The sequence below is a fragment of the Streptomyces hundungensis genome (genome assembly GCF_003627815.1).
Classification (GTDB): Bacteria; Actinomycetota; Actinomycetes; order Streptomycetales; family Streptomycetaceae; genus Streptomyces; species Streptomyces hundungensis_A.
Map to the genome: position 1 here is coordinate 8,168,386 of NZ_CP032698.1, position 22,369 is coordinate 8,190,754.

2 protein-coding genes are annotated in these 22,369 nt (G+C 73.3%); both read left to right on the forward strand.

Annotated elements, in window-relative coordinates; genetic code table 11:
- Nucleotides 1-354: 354 nt before the first annotated feature.
- A complete protein-coding gene (locus tag DWB77_RS36395) occupies nt 355-14,763 on the forward strand; it encodes a non-ribosomal peptide synthetase (RefSeq protein ID WP_120726930.1) in 14,409 nt (4,802 codons plus the stop codon).
- Complete coding sequence (locus tag DWB77_RS36400) at nt 14,760-22,358, forward strand: non-ribosomal peptide synthetase (protein ID WP_120726932.1); 7,599 nt, start codon at nt 14,760-14,762, stop codon at nt 22,356-22,358. The genes DWB77_RS36395 and DWB77_RS36400 overlap by 4 nt, the downstream gene beginning before the upstream one ends.
- The last annotated feature ends 11 nt before the right edge of the window (nt 22,359-22,369 follow it).

The following is a 22,369-nucleotide window of genomic DNA, read 5'->3' on the forward strand; positions in this document are numbered from 1 at the left end:
GAGCCGAACGGCGCCCCGGCGTTCCCGAGTACCGATTCCGCCTCCGCTTGAGCGAAATCGTTTTGAGCGTGCGCATGAGCTGGTCATGAAGACATGCGCGACCGCTCGTCCGCCCTTCACCGTGGCCTGTCCCGGATCACCGGTGCACCGCCCCGCTCGGAACCGCGGTGTGTGCGGTGGACCCCTCTCGTGCCGGATCACCCAACCGGTACGGATCCTGGCTGACGCCCGGGTGTGATGGTGTTCCGTCCCGGTTCCAGCCCGACGCCGTCTCCGCTGTCGGCTCGGCTGTGGAGCGAAATCACCCGGGCTTTCTTTGCCGTCCCCAAAATTCTCCCCAAAGGTGTCTCCGGTATGCATGGAAACCGCTCACGCACGGTTCGGCAGGAGTCCTTCGAACTGACCGCCGCTCAACAAGGCGTTTGGTACGGTCAGTTGGTCGACCCGGACAGCCCCAAATACAACATCGGCGAGTGCTTCGACATCCACGGCACTCTCGACGAGGAGTTATTCGACGCCGCCGTAACTCGCGCCGCAGCGCTCTGCGACAGCCTCAACGTCGAGTTCGTCGTAGAGGACGTGGAAGTCCGCCAGCGCGTCGTCCGGGAGCCGGTGGCGGAGGCGGGCCGGCTCCGTGTGGTCGATCTGTCCGAGAGCGCCGATCCCCTGGCCGAGGCCGAGCGGTACATGGCCGACGACATGGTCACGGTGGACCGCATCGACGCCCCCCGCCACCACTTCGCGCTGTTACGCCTGGGCCCCCGGCGGCACTACTGGTACGTCCGCTACCACCACATCGCTGTCGACGGTCTCGGCGGCGCGGAGTTCGCCCGTACGGTGGCCGACCTCTACTCACGTGCAGTTCGCGGTGAGAACCTCGCCGAGCTCGAGCTGCCGTCCGCACCCTTGCACACGCTCGTAGCGGACGAGGCGGACTACCGGAACTCCGACCGGTACGAAACCGACCGTGCCTACTGGACCGGCAAATTCGGGGACTTGGCCACCGGCCCGTCCGCTACATCGGGCACGGCCGACGGCGGGGCCCTGCGCGGCGGCACGCTCATGCGCCGCCGCGCCGACTTACCCGCCCCGGCCGAGGTTGACGTACGGCTGCACAGCGGCGAGACCCTGCCCGTCACCGTCCTGGACGACCTCCGCCGGCTCGCTGCGGGCCACCGCACCAGCTGGACCGCCGTACTCGTCAGCGCCGTCGCCGCCTACGTCGGCCGGGTCACGGGGGCGCGGGACGTCACCGTCGGCCTCGCCTCCAACGGCCGCCACGGCGGACTGCGCCACATCATCGGCATGACGGCCAACATCCTCCCGCTGCGCCTGACCGTCACCCCGGACCTGACCGTCGGCGACCTCGTCCGCACGGTGGCCGCCGAGATGCGGGACGCCCTGCGCCACCGCCGCTTCTCTCGCGAACAGCTCGCCCGAGAACTGAACATGACCGACAGCGCGGCCCGCCTCACCGATGTCGTCGTCAACATCATGGGCTACGCCTACGACCTCGACTTCGGCGGCTGCCCCGCCTCCTCCCGCCTGCTCTCCATCGGCCCGGTCGACGACGTGTCCCTCTTCGTCTCCGAACGGTCCGAGGGCACGGGTCCGCTGATCGGGTTCGACACCAACCCCGCTCTCTACCACCCCCAAGACGTCCGGCTGCACCAGCACGCCGTCGTCTCCTACCTGTCGACTCTCGCCGCGGCGGACGCCGACACCCCGCTGCGCGACCTGCCTCTCCTCGACGAGACCGCCGCGACCACGCTGCTCGCGCAGGGGCGCGGCGACGACTTGCCGGCGCACGTCGTGGCACGGAGCCTGACGGAAGCGTTCGAAGCCCAGGCTCGCCGGGCCCCCGAAGCCCCGGCCGTCGTGGACGGCGCCGTCACCCTCACCTACCGGGACCTGGCGCGCACGGCGCACGACCTCGCCGGGGCCCTGGCCGGCTGGGGAGTGGGTGCCGAGGACGCCGTCGGAGTCCTCGTGGGCCGCACGCCGGCGGTGGTCACCGCGACGCTCGGCGCGGTAGGTGCGGGCGCGGCATACGTGCCGCTGGACGCCACGTGGCCGGCCGAACGGCTCGGCGACGTCGCCCATGTCGCCCGCCTGCGCGCCCTGGTGGTCGACGAGGCCGGCGCCGACCACCCCTGGGTGCGGGAGCAGTCCGCCACCCTGCCGGTCGTGGTCGTCGACGACCTCGGCGTCGTCGTGCGCGGCGCCCCCGTGAGACACGGCCCCCTGCCCTCGGCGACCCGCGGTGACCAGCTCGCGTACGTGATGTTCACCTCGGGCTCCACCGGCCTGCCCAAGGGCGTTGGCATCACCCACGCGGACGTCCTGGCACTGGCTGTCGACGCCGCTTGGACGGACGGCGTGTCGGACGCCGTGCTGCTCCACTCCGCCTACGTCTTCGACGCCTCCACCTTCGAGATCTGGGTCCCCCTCCTGAACGGCGGGAAGGTCGTCGTGGCGCCCGGCGGCGTCCTCGAAGCGAGCGGCCTCGAGGACATGGTGACCCGGCACGGCGTGACCGCGGCATTCCTGACCACGGCTCTGTTCAACGTGGTGGCCGAGGAGCGCCCGGCGGCGTTCACGGGATTGCGCCTGGTCGCCGCGGGAGGTGAGACCGCCTCCGCCGAGCTGATGCAGCGGGTGGCCGCCGCCGCGCCGGGCACGCGTGTCCTGCACGTGTACGGCCCCACCGAGACCACGACCTTCGCCACACGTCACCCGGTCACTCCCGACACGACGGGTGTGCCCCCCATCGGCCGTGCTCTCGACGGGATGCGTCTGTACGTGCTCGACGACACGCTCGCGATGGTTCCGCCGGGTGTCGTGGGGGAGTTGTACGTGAGCGGCCCCGGCGTCGCCCGCGGCTACCAGGGCCGGGCCGCGCTGACCGCCACCCGGTTCGTCGCCGACCCGTACGACGCGCACGGGCGCCGGATGTACCGCACCGGCGACCTCGTGCGCTGGACGGCGCACGGTGACATCGAATACGTCGGGCGCGCCGACGGGCAGGTCAAGTTGCGCGGGTACCGCATCGAGCCCGCCGAGATCGAGAACACGCTGCTCGCCGACCCGGAGGTGCGGGCGGCCTGTGTTCTGGTCCGTGAGGACGTGCCCGGCGACCGGCGGCTCGTCGCCTATGTCGTGCCGGCGCCCGGGTGCCGCCCGGACGACAGCGCGCTGGCCCGCCGCGTGGGACGCGCGCTGCCCTCCTACATGGTGCCCTCCGTCTTCGTCCTCCTGGACGCACTGCCCCTGAACGCCAACGGAAAGGTGGACCGGCGCGCCCTGCCCGTCCCCCAGGTGACGACGGCAACCGGCCGTGCGCCGCGCACGGCACAGGAAGAGGTGCTGGCCGGCCTGTTCGCCGACGTCCTGGGCGTCCCGGCCGTCGGTGTGGACGACAACTTCTTCTCGCTGGGCGGACATTCGCTGCTCGCGGCCCGCCTCGCCGGCCGGGTGCGCACGGCTCTGGGCGCGGAGGTCGAGCTGCGGACACTCTTCGACCACCCGACGGTCGCCCAGTTGGCCGTCGCCCTCGACACCGGCGCGGCCGCCCGACCCGCCCTCGTGCCGCAGCCGCGACCCGAAGCGATTCCGCTGTCCTTCGCGCAGCAGCGCCTGTGGTTCCTCAACCGTGTCGAGGGGCCCAACGACACCTACAACGTCCCGCTCGTCCTCGAACTCGACGGACAGCTCGACACGGACGCCCTGCGCGGCGCGCTGGCCGATGTGATCGCCCGGCACGAAAGCCTGCGGACCGTCTTCGTCGAACGGGACGGCGTCGCCCACCAGGAGGTCCTCGACGCGAGCGTCGCCGCATCGCTCGCGTCGCTGACCGTCGAGTCGCCGACCGCCGGACAGTCCGCCGATGCCTGGGTGGAGGAGACGGTGCGCCGCCTGACCGCCGCGCCCTTCGACCTCGACGGCGATGTTCCCGTCCGCGCCCACCTGCTTCGGCCGGCCCCCGGCCGGCACATCCTGGTCCTCGTCCTGCACCACGTCGTCGCCGACGGCTGGTCCCTCGCTCCGCTCAGCCGCGACCTAGGCGCCGCCTATCGGGCCAGGAGGGCGGGCACGGGCACGCCCGACTGGCCCGCGCTGACGGTGCAGTACGCCGACTACGCGTTATGGCAGCGCGCGCTGCTGGGCGACATCGACGATCCCGGAAGTCTGGCCGGCAAGCAGCTCGCCTTCTGGCGGGAGGCACTGCACGGCACCCCGAACCTGCTCGAACTCCCCCTCGACCGGCCGCGGCCCGCTGTGCCGAGCCATCGGGGCGACGCCGTCCCCTTCGAGTTGCCCGCAGCCGCGCACAGCGCCCTCGTGCGGCTCGCTCGTGCCACCGGCTGTACCCCGTTCATGGTGCTCCAGGCGGCCCTTGCCGTCACGCTGCACGCCCATGGCGCGGGTACGGACATTCCCCTGGGCACCGCGGTGGCCGGGCGCACCGACGAGGCTCTCCACGACCTGGTCGGATTCTTCGTGAACACCGTCGTCCTGCGCACCGACCTGTCCGGCGCCCCCACCTTCCGCGCGCTGCTCGATCGGGTGAAGCAGTTCGACATCGCCGCCTTCAGCCACGGTGGCATCCCCTTCGAACGGCTCGTGGAGGAGATCAACCCCGAGCGGTCCGGTGACCACCACCCGCTGTTCCAGACCATGCTGGTCCTCCAGAACCAGGAACGGGTGGCCCTCGACCTGCCCGGCGTACGCGTCCAAGACCGGTCGCGGCACACCGGCATCAGCAAGTTCGACCTGACGTTCTCGCTCGTCGAGTCCGTCGAGACCGCAGGACCCGGCGAGTGCGCGTCGGCAGGCTCACCGGGCGGCATCGGTGGATATCTGGAGTACGCCACCGACCTCTTCGACGCCGCCACGGCCCGCGCCCTGTGCGAGCGCTTCGCCCGCATCCTGACCCAGGCCGTGGCCGACCCCGACCGTCCCGTCGGCGACCTCGACCCGCTCGCGCCCGGCGAGCGACAGCACCTCCTTGCCCAGGGACGCGGAACGGAGCGCCCCGTGCCGGCCCGGACCGTACCCGAAGCGGTCCGGGAGTGGGCCGCGCGGACGCCCCTCGCGGTCGCGGTGCGCGACGCGGACACGAGCCTCACGTACGCCGAACTCGATGCCCGCGCCGATGCCGTCGCCCATCTGGTGCGCGAGCGGGGTGCGGGCCGCGAGGACCAGGTGGCCCTCGCCATCCCGGCGTCCGTGGACGGCGTCGTGGCCATGCTGGGCGTTCTGCGGGCCGGCGCCGCCTATCTGCCGATCGACCCGGAGTACCCCGCCGCCCGCATCCGGCACATGCTGGAAGACGCCCGGCCCGCCCTGCTCCTCACCACGACGGAGCTTCAGGCAGCACTGCCGTCCGGTGACCGGCCGTGGGTCGCACTCGATGCCCCCGGCAGCCGTGCCGTCAGCCCGGGCGTGCTCACGCCGGACGCGCATCCGGCGGACCCCGCGTACGTCATCTACACCTCGGGGTCCACCGGCCGCCCCAAGGGCGTGGTCGTGCCCCACGTAGCCCTGGCCAACCACATGGAATGGATGGCCCGGCACCTGGCGCTCACCCCGGACGACCGTGTCCTGGCCCGCACCTCCACCAGCTTCGACGCCTCCGGGTGGGAACTGTGGCTGCCGCTCACCAACGGCGCCGAGGTCTGCGTGCTGCCGCACGACGCCAACCGGGATCCGGAGGCCCTCGTCTCCTGGATGAGCCGATTCGACGTCACCGTCGCCCAGTTCGTGCCCTCGCACCTGACCCTCGTCCTCGCCGAGGCGGCTCACGCCGCGCCGCTGCCCGCGCTGCGCGCCGTGCTGTGCGGCGGAGAACCCCTGCCCCGAGCGCTCGCCGACCACGTCACCGGCGTGTGGGGGACCGAGGTGCACAACCTCTACGGCCCCACAGAGGCGACCATCGACGCGACGGCGCACCGAGTCGGCGGTCCGTGGGACTCCGGCCCGTCCGACACCGTACCGATCGGCCGCCCCGTCGACACCATGCGCGCCTACGTCCTCGACGACAGCCTGCGACCCGTACCGCCCGGCGTCATCGGAGAGCTCTATCTGTCCGGTCCCAACCTCGCCCGCGGCTATCTGCGCCGCCCGGGGTTGACCGCCGCCCGCTTCGTCGCGGACCCCTTCGGCCCCGCCGGAACCCGCATGTACCGCACGGGTGACCTCGTGCGATGGAACCGGCAGGGTCTGCTCGACTACGTGGCCCGCGGCGACGACCAGGTCAAGCTGCGCGGGTTCCGCATCGAGCTCGGTGAGATCGAGGCCGCACTCCTGGCGCGCCCCGGTGTCACGGCCGCCCGCGCCGTGATCCGCGAGGACGTACCCGGGCAGCGCCGTCTCGTCGCCTATGCCGTCACCGGCGACCCGGCCCTGCGTCCCTCCGTCCTGATCGACGACCTCTCCCGGACGCTCCCGCACTACATGGTGCCCGGCGCCGTCGTCCTCCTGGACGACCTGCCGCTCCTGCCCAACGGGAAGGTCGACCGGCGCGCCCTGCCGCAACCCGATCCGGAGGCCGAGCTCACCACCGGCCCCGCACAGCGCGACCTCCGGGAGGACCTGCTGGCCGGCATCCTCGCCGACGTGCTGGGCCGCTCCGCGGTCGGACCGCACGACAACTTCTTCGACCTCGGCGGGCACTCGCTCCTCGCCATGCGCGTCGTCAGCCGGGTCCGCGCCGTCCTGGGCGCCGAGATGCAGGTGCGCACCCTGTTCGAGCACCCGACCGCGGCCGGCCTGGCCCGCGCCCTCGACGCGCCGGGCCGGGCCCGTCCGCCCGTCGTGCCCGCGGCGGAGCGGCCCGACCCGATGCCGCTGTCCCCCGCGCAACAGCGTCTGTGGTTCCTCAACCGGTTCGAAGGCCCCAGCTCCACCTACAACATTCCGCTGGTCCTCCAACTCGCCGGACCGCTGGACACCGACGCCCTGCGCGCCGCCCTGTGTGACGTCGTGGAGCGGCACGAGACGCTGCGCACCGTCTTCCCCGAACGGGACGGCGTCCCCTGCCAGCACGTCCTTCCCACCGGCGAGGCCGCTCCCGGCCTGCCCGTGGTGAGCATCGCGCCCACGGACCTGGAGGCCGAAGTTCTGGCCGCCGTACAGCAACCGTTCGACGTCGTCACCGACCTGCCGCTGCGCGCGCTGCTCCTGCGGAGCGCGCCCGACCGCCACGTCCTGGTTCTCGTCCTGCACCACATCGCGGGCGACGGCTGGTCCCTGGCCCCGCTCGCCCGTCACCTCGGTGACGCCTACCGGGCCCGGCTCGCGGGCCGCGCACCCGAGCTGGACGCCGGCGCCCCGCTCCAGTACGCCGACTACACCCTGTGGCAGCACGCCGCCCTCGGGGACGGCATCGAGGAGCACGGCGTCCTGCGGCAGCAGCTCGACCACTGGCGCGCCGCCCTGGCCGGGCTGCCCGGCCTGATCGACCTGCCGCTGGACCGGCCGCGCCCGGTCACCACCGACCCGCGGGGCGCCGTTCACACCTTCGAGGTGCCCCCCGCCCTGCACGCCGGGCTCGTGCGGCTGGCGAGGGAGTCGGGCAGCAGCCTGTTCATGGTCCTCCAGGCGGCCGTCGCCACCCTGCTCCACCGGCACGGAGCGGGCGACGACATCCCGCTCGGCTCTCCCGTCGCCGGTCGCACGGACGAGGCCCTGGAGGACATGGTCGGGTTCTTCGTCAACACGCTCGTGCTGCGCACCGACCTCTCCGGCACGCCGACCTTCCGTCAACTCCTCGAGCGCGTCCGGGAGTTCGACCTGGCGGCCTACGCTCACCAGGACGTCCCGTTCGAGCGACTGGTCGAGAGCGTCAACCCCGTCCGGGCCCGCAACCACCACCCGCTGTTCCAGACGATGATCGTCCTACAGAACCAGGAGACCGCCCGCCCCGACCTCCCGGGCGTCACGGTCGAGGACCGGCTCGTCCACAACGGCCTGAGCAAGTTCGACCTGACCTTCGCGTTCACCGAGGAGCCGGACCTGGGCGGCATGGCCGCCGGGATCGAGTACGCCACCGCCCTGTTCGACCGGACCACCGCGGAGGCCTTCGCGGGCCGTCTGGTGCGCCTGTTGGAGCAGGCCGTCGCCGACCCCGGTCGGCCGCTGGCGGCCTACGACCTGATGTCCCGGGAGGAGCACGGCCGTATCGCGTACTGGGGAGCCGGCCGCGCGCTGCCCGCGGACACCGCGGACGACACCCTGCCCGCACGCTTCGCGGCCCAGGCGCGCCGCACACCGGACGCCGTGGCCGTCACCGACGGCACCACCGGCCTCAGCTACGCCGAACTCGACCGGGTCTCCGCCGAGTTGGCCCGCGCACTGGCGGGCCACGGCGTCGGTCCCGAGTCAGGTGTCGGCGTACTGCTCACGCGGTCACCCGGTGTCGTGGCGGCGTCTCTCGGGACGGTCCGAGCCGCCGGCGCGTACGTACCGCTGGACGCACGCTGGCCCGGGGAACGGCTCGACCAGGTCGCCGGACTGGCGGCCGTGCGGGTCCTCGTCGTCGACGAGGACACCCTCACGTCCCCGTGGGTGACCGAGGCGGCCCGCCGCCTGCCCGTCGTCGTCATCGACCGGGCCGGCCGCATCCTGCGGGGGCAGCCCGAACTCTCGGGCCGCGCCCCGGCAGCCGCGCCGCGTCCGGGGAGTCTCGCCTACGTGATGTTCACCTCCGGCTCGACGGGCGTGCCCAAGGGAGTCGGCGTCACCCACGCCGACGTGATCGCGCTCGCGGCCGACTCCGCCTGGCAGGGCGGGGCCGCCGACGCGGTCCTGATGCACTCGGCCTACGTCTTCGACGCCTCCACCTTCGAGATGTGGGCGCCCCTGCTGAACGGCGGCCGGGTGGTCGTCGCACCGGACGGCGTGCTGGAGGCCAGGGTCCTCGACGACGCCGTTCACACGCACGGGGTGACCGCCGTCTTCCTGACCACCGCCCTGTTCAACGTGATCGCCGAGACCGATCCGGGTGCCTTCGCCGGCCTGCGGCTCGTGTGCGCCGGCGGAGAACTGGCCTCCCCGGACGCCATGCAGCGCGTCGCGGGCCTCGCGCCCGGTCCGCGCGTCCTGCACGTGTACGGCCCCACCGAGACGACCACCTTCGCCACCCGCCACCATGTGGAGGCGGATCTGCCGCCGGGACCGCCGCCCATCGGGCGCCCGCTGGACGGCATGCGCCTGTACGTCCTCGACAGCTCCCTCGGCCCGGTCCCGCCGGGCGTGGTGGGCGAGTTGTACCTCGCGGGGCGCGGCGTGGCACGCGGCTACACCGGGCTTCCGGCCATGACCGCCACGCGCTTCGTGGCCGACCCGTTCGAAGGAGCCGGCGGGCGCATGTACCGCACCGGAGATCTCGTGCGGTGGACCCGCGACGGGCGGATCGAGTACGTCGCGCGCGCCGACGGACAGGTGAAGCTGCGCGGCTACCGCATCGAACTCGGCGAGATCGAGGGCGTGCTGGCCTGCCAGGAAGGCGTGGCCGACGCGTTCGCCGTCGTCCGCGAAGAACCCTCCGGCGACCGGCGGCTCGTCGCGTACGTGGTGCCGGCCGCCGGCGCCCTTCCCGAAGCCGGCGAGCTGGCGAAGGCGGTCGCCCGGTCCCTGCCCGCCTACATGGTGCCGTCCGCGTTCGTCCTGCTCGACGCGCTCCCGCTGACCGTCAACGGCAAGGTGGACCGGCGCGCCCTGCCCGAGCCCGAGCACCATGTGTCGGCCCGCGGGCGCGCCGCTCGCACCGCCCGCGAGGAGATCCTCTGCGGACTCTTCGCCGACATCCTCGGTCTCACCGGGACGGGCGTCGACGACGACTTCTTCGCCCTGGGCGGCCACTCCCTGCTCGCCACCCGTCTGACCGCACGCATCCGGACCGTGCTCGGGGTGGAGCTCCAGGTCAAGGCCCTCTTCGAGCACCCCACCCCGGGCGCGCTCGCCGCCGTGCTGGACGACGCCGAGACGGCCAGGACGCCACTGGTACGTGTTCCTGACCGGCCCGATCCGCTGCCGTTGTCCTTCGCTCAGCGGCGCCTGTGGTTCCTCAACCGCTTCGAGGGACCCAGCGCCACCTACAACGTGCCGCTCGTGCTGCGCCTGGCCGGCCCGCTCGACCGCGGGGCGTTGGAGCAGGCCCTCGAAGACGTTGTCGGACGGCACGAGAGCCTGCGCACCGTCTTCCCCGACACCGACGGGGTGCCGCGCCAGGTGGTCCGCGACGCCCATGACGCCGACCTCGACCTGACGCCCCGCGACACCGACCCGGCCCTGCTCGACGAGGTGCTGGCCGCCGTGGTGGCCCACGCCTTCGACATCGCCACCGAGCTTCCCGTACGGGCCCGGCTGGTGCGGCTGGGGGACCGGGACCACGTCCTGGTCCTGCTCGTCCACCACATCGCCGGCGACGGCTGGTCCCTGGCCCCTCTCGCCCGCGACCTGGCCGAGGCCTACCGGGCCCGCGCCGGGGGCATCGAACCCGCCTGGTCGGAACTCGGCGTCCAGTACGCCGACTACACCCTGTGGCAGCGCGCGCTGCTCGGCGACGAGGACGACCCGTCCAGCCCGGCCGCCCGGCAGCTCGACTTCTGGCGCACCGCGCTGGCCGGCGCGCCCGACCTGCTCGAACTGCCCTGCGACCGGCCGCGCCCTGCGGTCACGGAACACCGCGGCGACGCCTTCGCCTTCCACGTGGACGCCGACACCCACCGGGCCCTCGCCGACCTCGCCCGGACCCGCGGAGCCAGCCTCTTCATGGTGCTCCAGGGCGCGCTCTCGGTGCTCCTGTCCCGGCACGGCGCCGGTGCGGACATTCCCCTGGGCACCGCGGTGGCCGGGCGCACCGACGAGGCCCTGGACGATCTGGTGGGCTTCTTCGTCAACACCCTCGTGGTGCGGACCGACCTGAGCGGCGACCCGACCTTCGGCGAAGTCATCGACCGGGTGCGGGAGTTCGACCTGGCCGCCTACGCCCACCAGGACGTGCCGTTCGAGCGGCTCGTGGACGCCCTCAGCCCGGACCGGGTCCAGAACCGCCACCCCCTGTTCCAGACCATGCTGGTGCTACAGAACCAGTCAAGCCCCACGGTGGACCTGCCCGGCCTCGCGGTGACGGAACAGCCCGTCCACACCGGCATCAGCAAGTTCGACCTGACCTTCACCTTCTCCGAAAAGCGCGACGGCGCGGGCCAACCCGCCGGCTTGGAAGGCGTCCTGGAGTTCTCCACCGAACTCTTCGCCCACACCACTGCGCACACCTTCGCCGCCCGGCTGACCCGCCTGCTGGGCACCCTCGCCGCCGATCCATCCGTGCGCGTCCACACCGTCGACGTCCTGGACCCGGCCGAGCTGCGCGGTCTGGACCGGGCCGCGCACGGCCCGGTCACCACCGTCGCCTCGCGCACGGCGCCCGAGGCGTTCCGTGCGCAGTGCGAGCGGACGCCCGGGGCGGTCGCCGTACGCGACGCCGTACGCGACCTCACCTTCGGTGAACTCGACGCGCTCTCCGACCGCTTGGCGCACCACCTGCGTGACCGGGGCGTCAGGCGTGGCGATCTGGTGGCCCTCGCCCTGGAGGGCACCGCCGACCATGTCGTCGCGACGCTGGCGGTGACCAAGGCCGGTGCCGCGTATCTGCCCGTCGATCTGGACTATCCCCAGGAGCGCGTCAAGTACATCTTCGACGACGCCCGCCCGGTCCTGCTCCTCACACACAGCAGCGCCCGCCCCGAAAAGCACGGTCTTTCCGTGCCCTGCCTGGCACTCGACGACCGGACCGCCTGGTCCACGCATCGCGCGGAGCCCTGGGCGGCACCGCACCCCGGCGACGCGGCGTACGTCATCTACACCTCGGGGTCCACCGGTCGCCCCAAGGGCGTCGTCGTCACCCACGCCTCGCTGGTCAACCACATGGCGTGGATGGCCGGCCACCTCGGCCTGACCGGCGCGGACCGGGTGCTCGCCCGCACCTCGCCGAGCTTCGACGCCTCGGTCTGGGAGACGTGGCTGCCGCTTCTGCACGGCGGATCGACCTGCCCCGTGCCGCCGGCCCTCAACCACGATCCCGCGGGGCTGCTGGACCGCCTGCGCACCACGGGCGCGACGATCGCGCAGTTCGTGCCCTCCCACCTCTCGCTCATCCTCACCGAGACCGCCCGCGACCCGGCCCCCGTCGCCCTGCGGGCCGTCCTGTGCGGCGGCGAACCCCTGCCCCCGTCCCTGGCTCAACGTGTGCGGAGCGCCTGGGACGTGGCGGTCCACAACCTGTACGGCCCCACCGAGACGACCATCGACGCCACCGCCCACCATTACAACGCCGCGGAGACCGCGGCGTCGGTGGGGGAGGGCAGCGTGCCGCTGGGCCGGCCCGTGGACAACACACGCGCCCATGTCCTGGACGCCGCTCTGCGGCCGGTGCCGCCGGGCGTCACCGGCGAGCTGTACATCGCGGGTGACGGCCTGGCCCGCGGATACCTGCGCCGCCCCGGACTGACCGCCGCCCGGTTCGTCGCCGATCCCTACGGTCCCCCCGGCAGCCGCATGTACCGCACGGGCGACCTCGTACGGCGGGACAACGAGGGCCTGCTCACCTTCGTCTCCCGGGCCGACGACCAGGTCAAGCTGAACGGTTTCCGTATCGAGCTGGGCGAGATCGAGGCCACTCTGGCCGGCCTCGACGGCATCGCCGCCGCCTGCGTACTCGTGCGGGAGGACCGGCCCGCTGAACGCCGCCTGGTCGCCTACACCGTTGCCGACGGCGGTCCTGCCGCGCTCCCCTCCGACGCCGAACTGCGCGCCCGGCTCGGCTCGTCCCTGCCGCCGCACATGGTCCCCGCCGTCTTCGTCGCCCTCGACTCACTGCCGCTGCTGCCCAACGGCAAGGCCGACCGGCGGGCGCTGCCCGCACCCGAGCGACCCCGCACCGCCCGGCGGGGAGGGGAGCCCCGCACCCCGCAAGAACGCGTCCTGTGCGAGGTGTTCGCCTCCGTGCTCCACACCCCCGCCGTCCGCACCGACGACGACTTCTTCGCCCTCGGCGGCGACAGCATCCTGTCGATCCAGCTCGTCAGCCGGGTGCGTGAGGCCGGCCTCGGCATCTCCCCGCGAGACGTCTTCGTCCACCGCACACCGGAGGCCATCGCCGCCGTCGCCGAGGCGCTCGGCGGCCAAACCGCGAGCCCCGTCGAGGACGGCGTCGGCACGATGCCGCCGACCCCCATCGCCGCCTGGTTCCTGGAGCGGACCGGAGCCACCGACGGCTACAACCAGTCCGGGGTACTTCGCACCCCCGCCGGCGCGGACGAGGACAGCCTCGCCGCCGCCCTGCAACGACTCCTGGACCACCACGACATGCTCCGCCTGCGCACCGGACGCACGCCCGACGGCGACGTCGTCCTCGAAGCCCTGCCGCCGGGCACCGTCACGGCACGACGTCGCCTCACCCGTATCGACGTCTCGGGCCTCGGCGCGGACGCCGTCCGTGCCGCCCTCACCGAAGCGGGCGAAGGGGCCCGCGAGCGGCTCCGGCCGGGGGAGGGGAACGTGTTCGAAGCCGTCTGGGCCGACGCCGGGCCCCACGCGCGCGGGCGGCTGCTCCTCGTCGTACACCACCTCGCCATCGACGCGGTGTCCTGGCGCATCCTCGCCGCGGACCTGGCCACTGCCTGGCAGGCGGTCACCGGAGCGGCGCCCGACGGTGAGGGGCTCACGGCAGCGGCACTGCCCGCCGTCGCCACCCCCTACCGGCACTGGGCACGGCTCCTGGCCACCCAGGCGCACAGCCCCGCGCGGGAGGCGGAACTCGCCCTGTGGGAGACGGTGACGAGCACCCCTGACCCGCCGTTGGGACGGCGGCCGCTCGATCCCGGTCTCGACACCGCCGACCGCACCAGCACCCTCGTCACCCACCTGCCCACCGCCGCCACGACATCCCTGCTCACCAGGGTGCCCGCCGCCTTCCACGCGGGGGTGGACGACGTCCTGCTCACGGGCCTCGCACTCGCCGTACGGTCCTGGCGCGCCGGACAGGACCCCGGCGACGGCACCGAGCGGGCCCCCAGCGGCGTCCTTCTCCACCTGGAGAGCCACGGCCGCGAACAGATCAGCGACGACATCGACCTGTCCCGCACGGTGGGCTGGTTCACCAGCCTCTACCCGGTCCTCCTCGACCCCGGGGCCCTCGATGCCCGCAACCCGGACCGCTTCGACGCGGCGCTGGTCGACCGCGCCCTCAAACGCGTCAAGGAACAGTTGCGGGGCGTCCCCGACCACGGCGTCGGCTTCGGCATGCTGCGCCACTGCAACCCCGCCACCCGCTCCCGCCTGGCCGCCGCACCCGAACCCCAGATCGGCTTCAACTACCTCGGGCGCTACACCGCCCCGGGGGAGGCGGCGGACGGCGGCACAGGCGCCGGCGCCGACTGGGAGGTGCTGCTCGACGGCGGAGGGCCGCGCAGCCAGGACCCGGACATGCCCGTCCACCACGTGATCGACATCAACGCGCACACCGAGGACCGGGCGGACGGACCGCACCTGGTGACCCGCTGGACCTGGCCCGGCGACCTCCTCAAGGAGGAGGACGTCGAAGCGCTCTCCGAGGCCTTCACGCGCGCACTGCACGCGATCGCCGAACACGCCGGACGGCCCGACGCGGGCGGCTACACACCGTCCGACCTTCCCCTGGTCTCCCTCGACCAGGCCCAGATCGACCGACTTCAGAACAAGTGGGGTGGACGCAAGTGACCGGGTTCCAGCTGGAGGACGTACTGCCGCTGACGCCGTTGCAGGCCGGCATGCTCTTCCACGCGCTGTACGACTCCGACGCCGTCGACGTCTACACCGCACAGTTCGTCTTCGACCTCGAAGGACCCGTCAGCCCCACCGCGCTGCGGGCCGCCGTCGCTGGCCTGCTGCGCCGCCACGCCAATCTGCGGGTCGGGTTCCTCCACGAGGACCTGGACCAACCCGTGCAGGCCGTGGCCGCCGAGGTGCCGACGCCGCTGGAAGAGCTCGACCTGACCGGCGCGGACGCCGCGGGCACGGCGCAGGAACGTCTCGCCGCGTTCCTCGCCGCCGACCGGACCCGCCGCTTCGACCTCACCACCCCGCCGTTGCTGAGGTTCACCCTGGTGCGCACCGCGCCGCGGCGCTCCCGGCTGGTGATGACGAGCCATCACATCCTCCTCGACGGCTGGTCGATGCCCCTGCTCGTCCGTGAACTGTTCGAGCTGTACGCCGCCCACGGCGACGACAGCGCCCTGCCGCGCGTCGCCCCCTACCGCACCTATCTCGCCTGGCTGGCCGGGCAGGACCGCACGGCCGCCCTGGACGCCTGGCGCGCCGCCCTGGCCGGTATCGAGGCGCCCACCCTGCTCGCCGGACGCGCGGTCACGGACGCGCCGCGTTCCGGCGACCTTCCGCGCACCCTCGTCCTCGACCTGGACCCGGCCACCACGAGCCGGCTGCGCGAGACGGCCCGTGCCCATCGGCTGACCCTCAACACCCTGGTCCAGGGCGCCTGGGGGCTGCTTCTCGGACACCTCACCGGACGCCCCGACGTGCTGTTCGGCACCACCGTCTCAGGTCGCCCGCCGGAGATCCCCGGCATCGAGACGATGGTCGGCCTGTTCATCAACACCGTGCCCGTCCGACTGCGCCCCGAGCCCGGTGAGACCCTGGCCGCACTGCTGAGCCGGCTCCAGGAGGAACAGGGCCGGCTGCTCGGCAGCCAGCACCTGGGCCTCACCGAGATTCGCGGCACCACCGGCCTGGACGAACTCTTCGACACGCTCGCCGTGTTCGAGAACTACCCGATGGACGCGGAGGCGCTGCGCACCGCGCAGCAGGCACTGCCCGACCTCGCCGTCACCGGGTTCAGCGGCACCGACGCGGCCCACTACCCCCTCACCCTCACCATCGCTCCCGGCGATGCCCTGCGCATCACCTTCGGCTACCGCGAGGCCGTACTGGACCGCGATGAAGTGGCCCGCATCGTCGCCCGGACGCGCCGCATCCTGACGGCGATGGCGGCCGGACTCGAGCGCCGCGCCGACGCCGTCCCGGTCCTCCTGGACGGCGAGGAGAACGAACTCCTGCGTCAGGGCCGCGGCGCCCCGCTCCGCGAGGACCCGACCACCGTGAGCATCCCCGATGCCGTCGCCCAGCATGCCGCCCGCCACCCGCACGCGGTCGCGGTGTCCGGCGCCGACGGACAGCTCACCTACCGGCAACTCCTCGACGCCTGCGACGAAACGGCACGCGCGCTCACCGGGCTCGGCGTCCGCGCGGAGGACGGCGTCGGCATCCTCACCGGCCGCTCCACGGCCCAGGTCACCGCCTCCCTGGCCGCCCTGCGCGCAGGAGGCGCCTATGTGCCCCTCGACCCTCGATGGCCCGCCGAACGCCTCGGCCGCGTCGCCGAGGTGGCCTCCCTGCGCGCCCTGGTGGTCGACGCCACCACCCGTACACACCCGTGGGTGCGCGCGCTCGGCCCCGACGTCGCCGTACTCACCGTCGACGCCGACGGCCGCGCCGAACAGGGCTCCTCGGCCGCCCGCGGACCCCTTCCCACTGTGCCCGGCGGCGACCGGCTGGCGTACGTGATGTTCACCTCCGGCTCCACCGGCCTGCCCAAGGGCGTCGGCGTCACCCACGCCGACATCACGGCCCTCGCCCGCGACCGGACGTGGGCGGACGGAGCGTCCGAGGCGGTTCTGCTGCACTCCGCGTACGTCTTCGACGCCTCCACCTTCGAGTTATGGGTCCCGCTCCTGACGGGCGGGCGCGTCGTGGTGGCCCCCGAGGGCACCCTCCAGCCCGCCGTCCTGCGCGACCTGGTCGCCCGGCACGGCGTGACCGCGGCGTTCCTGACGACCGCCCTGTTCGACGTGATCGCCGAGGCCGACCCGGGCGCCCTGGGCCTGCTGCGCCTGGTGGCCTCAGGTGGGGAAGCCGCCGCACCCGGCGTCCACCAACGCCTTGCCGCCGCACACCCCGACACCGTCTTCCTCAACGCCTACGGCCCCACCGAGACCACCACCTTCGCCACCCTGCACCACGTACGCGCCGACGACGCCCCCGGACAGGCTCCCGCCATCGGGCGCCCCCTCGACGGCATGCGCGGCTACGTCCTGGACCGCGCGCTGCGCCCCGTCCCGACCGGGGCCGAGGGCGAGCTGTACATCGCGGGCCCCGGCGTCGCCCGCGGCTACCTCGGACGCCCGGACCTCACCGCCACCCGGTTCGTCGCCGACCCGTTCGCGGCCACCGGCGAGCGGATGTACCGCACCGGCGACCTCGTGCGCCGGGACGCCGACGGCGTCCTGCACTACGTGGCCCGCGCCGACCAGCAGATCAAACTCCGCGGCCACCGCATCGAACCCGGCGAGATCGAGATGGTGCTCTGCGCCGACCCGTCCGTACGGTCCGCCTGCGTCCTGGTCCGCGAGGACCTGCCCGGCGACCGCACCCTGACCGCCTACGTCGTTCCGGTGCCAGGCCACCTTCCGGACCCCGACCGGCTCCGCGCGCACATCGGGCGCCACCTTCCCGCCTACATGGTGCCGACCGCCTTCCACACCCTCGACGAGTTTCCGCTGACCCTCAACGGCAAGATCGACCGGGCGGCCCTGCCCGCGCCCGCCGTCCCGGCCGGTACGCCGGGCCGGGCACCGGGCAACGCCCGCGAGGAGATCCTCGCCGGCCTCTTCGCGGAAGTCCTCGGGCTGCCCGGCGTCGGCGTAGACGACGACTTCTTCGCCCTCGGCGGGCACTCGCTGCTCGCCACCCGACTCGTCGGACGGCTACGCAGCGCCCTGGACACCGAGACCGAGATCCGCACCCTCTTCGACAACCCCACCGTCGCCACCCTCGCCCGCGCCCTGGAAGGGGCGGAACACAGCGCCCGCCCCGCCCTCGTACCCCAGCCACGCACCGGTCCGCTCCCGCTGTCCTACGCCCAGCACCGCCTGTGGTTCCTGCACCGGCTCGAAGGCCCCTCCGCCACGTACAACATCCCCTTCGCGGTACGCCTCGACGGGCCGCTCGACACCCAAGCCCTACGCCAGGCCCTGCACGACATCGTCGACCGGCACGCGGCCCTGCGCACGGTCTTCCCCGAGGACGAGAACGGGCCACACCAGCACATCACGCCCCCGGGCGAGGCACGCCTGCCGTTCACCGTGGAAACGATCGGCGCGGCAGAGCTCCCCGACCGGATCGGCGCGGCCGCGACCCGACCCATCGACATCGAGCACTGCCTCCCGATCCGGGCGACCCTGCTGCGCCTGGCCGAGGACGCGCACGTCCTGGTCCTGGTGATCCATCACATCGCCGCCGACGGCACGTCACTGGCACCGTTGAGCCGCGATCTCGCCACCGCCTACCGAGCCCGCGTCGAGACCCAAACCGCCCCGTCCTGGTCCGAACTCCCCGTGGACTACGCCGACTACGCGCTCTGGCAGCGCGCCATGCTCGGGGACGAGCACGACCCCGAGAGCCTCGTGTCCCGTCAACTCGCGTACTGGGAAAAGGCGTTGAGGGATCTGCCGGAGATGGTCGACCTGCCGTGGGACCGTCCTCGTCCCGCGGTGCCCAGCCACACCGGTGCCACCCATGACTTCGGCCTCGATCGGGCCACCGCCCAGGGGATCAGGGACCTCGCCCGCGCCGGGGGATGCAGCGTCTTCATGGTGCTCCAGGCGGCCCTCGCGGTGGTCCTGTCCCGGCACGGCGCGGGCGAGGACATCCCGCTGGGCACGGCCGTGGCCGGACGCACCGACGAGGCGGCGTCCGAACTCGTCGGCTTCTTCGTCAACACCCTCGTCCTGCGCACCGACCTCAGCGGCGATCCCACCTTCCGAGACCTCCTGGACCGGGTCAAGGACGTCAACCTCTCCGCCCACGCCCACCAGGACGTCCCCTTCGAGCGACTGGTGGAACTCCTCAACCCCGCCCGCTCACAGAACCACCACCCGCTCTTCCAGACCATGCTCGTCCTCCAGAACCACACCCACGCCGCCCCCCTCGATCTGCCCGGCCTCACGGTGGGCGCCGTGCCGGCGCGGCCCGCGGTGAGCAAGTTCGACCTCTCCTTCACCTTCACCGAGACACCGGGCGACGGCGGAGCGACCGACGCCGCAGCGACCGGCGGAATGCGGGCGGCCGTCGACTACGCCACGGAACTCTTCGACGCCGCCACGGTCCGCGACCTCGCCGACCGGCTCACCCTGCTCCTGACGGCGGTCACCGCCGATCCCGACCGCCCGCTGCACACCTACGACGTCCTCCTGCCCGGCGAGCGAGCCCGCGTCGCCGCCTGGGGTACCGGCCCCGTCGAGGACCTGCCCGCCGCCACCGTCCCGGCCCTGTTCGAACAGAGGGTCCGGGACACGCCGGACGCTCCCGCGGTCCGCGACGCCCACACCACGCTCACCTATGCCGAGCTCGACGCCCGCGCCGCCGACCTCGCCGGCCGTCTCGCCGCGCTGGGCATCGGCCCCGAGGACCGGGTGGCCGTCGCGCTGCCCCGTACCCGCGAGCTCGTCGTGGCGCTCCTCGGCGTCCTCAAGGCCGGCGCCGCCTACGTAGCCCTGGACCCGGACTACCCGGCCCAGCGCCTGACCTACATGCTCGACGACGCCCGGCCGCGCCTCCTGTTGACCACCCCCGAAGTCCACCGGCGCCTCCCGGAGTCGGCGGTGCCGCACCTGCACCTCACGGACCTCCCGAACACCACCCCGCCGACCGGGGGTCCTGCCTCCCGGACCGCCGGGAACCTGCGCCCGGAGCACCCCGCGTACGTCATCTACACCTCGGGTTCCACCGGCCGTCCCAAGGGCGTCGTGGTCACCCACCGCGGCGCCGGCGCCATGGCCAGGACCCAGATCGAACGGCTGCGGGTGACCCCCGCGCGCCGGGTGCTGCACATGGCCTCCGTCAGCTTCGACGCCGCGTTCTGGGAGCTGTGCATGGCACTGCTCTCCGGGGCCTGCCTGGAGATCGACGAACGCGACGCACTGATGCCCGGCCCCGCCCTCGCCGCGCTGATCGAGCAACGGGAAATCACCCACCTCACCCTGCCGCCCGCCGCCCTCGCGGTCATGGCGCCCGGCTCCCTGCCCGCGGGCACGACCGTGGTCCTCGCGGGCGAGGCCTGCTCTCCCACCCTCGTACGGGCCTGGGCGAAGGACCGCTTCCTCGTCAACGCCTACGGACCCACGGAAACCACCGTCTGCGCCACCATGAGCGGCTTCCAGCACGCGGACGGCCCCCTCGCCCCGGACCGCGCCGTCCCCATCGGCACCCCCGTCAACGGCACCCGCGTCCACGTCCTGGACGACCGGCTGGCCCCGGTGCCGCCCGGTGTCACCGGCGAACTGTACGTCTCGGGCGAGGGCGTGGCCCGGGGCTACCACGGCCGGGCCGGCCTGACCGCGTCACGCTTCGTCGCCGACCCCTTCGACCGGGCAGGCGGCCGCATGTACCGCACCGGCGACCTGGTGCGCTGGACGAACGACGGAGAACTCGTCTACGTCTCCCGCGCCGACGACCAGGTCAAGCTCCGCGGTTTCCGCATCGAGCTCGGCGAGATCGAGGCCGTGCTCACCGCGCTGCCCGGCGTCGCCGCGGCCTGCGCGGTGGTCCGCGAGGACCGGCCGGGCGACCGGCGCCTGGTCGCCTACACCGTGCCCGCGGACGGCACGCGGGGCCCGGACCAGGCCGAAGTACGAGCGCACCTGGCCGACACGCTCCCCGACCATATGATCCCCGCCGCCTGCGTACGCCTCGAGGCCCTGCCCGTCACCCCCAACGGCAAGACCGACCGGCGTGCCCTGCCCGCACCCGACCGGGTCGGGCCCGCCGGCGGCCGCGCACCGCGCACCGCCCGCGAACGCGTCCTGTGCGAGGTGTTCGCGGAGACGCTCGGCCTCCCCGAAGTCGGCGTCACCGACGACTTCTTCGCTCTCGGCGGCCACTCGCTGCTCGCCGTGAGCCTGGCCCGGCGGATCGGCGAGCGATGCGGCCGCCGGCTCTCCCTGCGCGCCCTGTTCGCCGCGCCCACCGTGGAGGGCGTGGACCGCCTCCTGGGCCTCGCGCCGGGAGACGACGGTCGGGCCGGCACGGACGCACCCGACCTCACCGCCGACATCCGCCTGGCCGCGGACATCACCGGCCACCGGCGTCGGCGGGCGGACCCGGATACGGCCCCCTCCCGACGCCCCTCACGTCCTTCGCCCCGGCCCCTGCTCACCGGCGCCTCCGGGTTCCTCGGGGCCTTCCTCCTGCGCGACCTCATCGAACTCACCGACGGCCCGGTCGACTGCCTGGTGCGCGCCGAGAACGAACAGCGGGCGGCGGAGCGCCTGCGGGCCAACCTGGAGCACTACCGTCTCTGGGACCCCCGATACACGGACCTGATCCGTCCCGTCCCCGGCGACCTCGCGACCCCCGGCCTCGGCCTGGCGGCCGAGGACCGCACAGCGCTGGCCCGCCGCCTCGGGCCGATCGTGCACAACGGGGCTCGGGTCAACTTCGCCGCCGGGTACGCCGAGTTGCGCGCCCCCAACGTGGCCGGCACCCAGGAACTGCTGCGCCTGCTCGCCGACTCCGCCTCGCCAGGGATGCACTACGTCTCGACCACCGGCGTCTACGCCCCCGTGGGCCGCCCCGCCCCCGTAACCGAATCGACCCCGACAGGACCGCCCGACGCGCTGCCCGACGGATACGCGCAGAGCAAGTGGGTCGCGGAAGGACTCGTCGAGGCGGCCCGCGAACGCGGACTGCCGGTGACCATCCACCGGCCGGGCCGCATCAGTGGCGACACCGCCACCGGCGCCTGCCAGGACCGGGACCTGTTGTGGCAGTTGATCAAGGGGTGTCTCCAGGCGGGAATGGTGCCGGACCTGGAGTCCGGCTCCACGGACTGGGTGCCGGTGGACCACGTCAGCAAAGCGATCGTGGCCCTCTCCTCGACCAGCCTGACGGGGACGGACATCTACCACCTCACCAACCCGGACGCCCCGACCCTGGCCCGAGTGTTCGAAACGGCCGCCGGCATGGGCCACGAACTGCGCCCGGTCTCCGTCGAACAGTGGCGGGCCCGCGTCGCGGCCCAGGAGCACAACGCGGCGCAGCTGTTCCTCGGCGACGAGGCGGGGGCGCGGCGCGAGGCGACTACTCACGCGAGCTTCGACTCGACCAGGACGGACAAGATCCTGGCCGACCTGGGCGTCCACCGACCCGTGCTGACCGAGGAAATCCTGGCCCGCTACCTGACCTACTTCCACGAGACGGGCTTCCTGCCCGAGCCGGGGCCAGTAGGGCGGCGAGCTCTCTGATGTGATGAGAC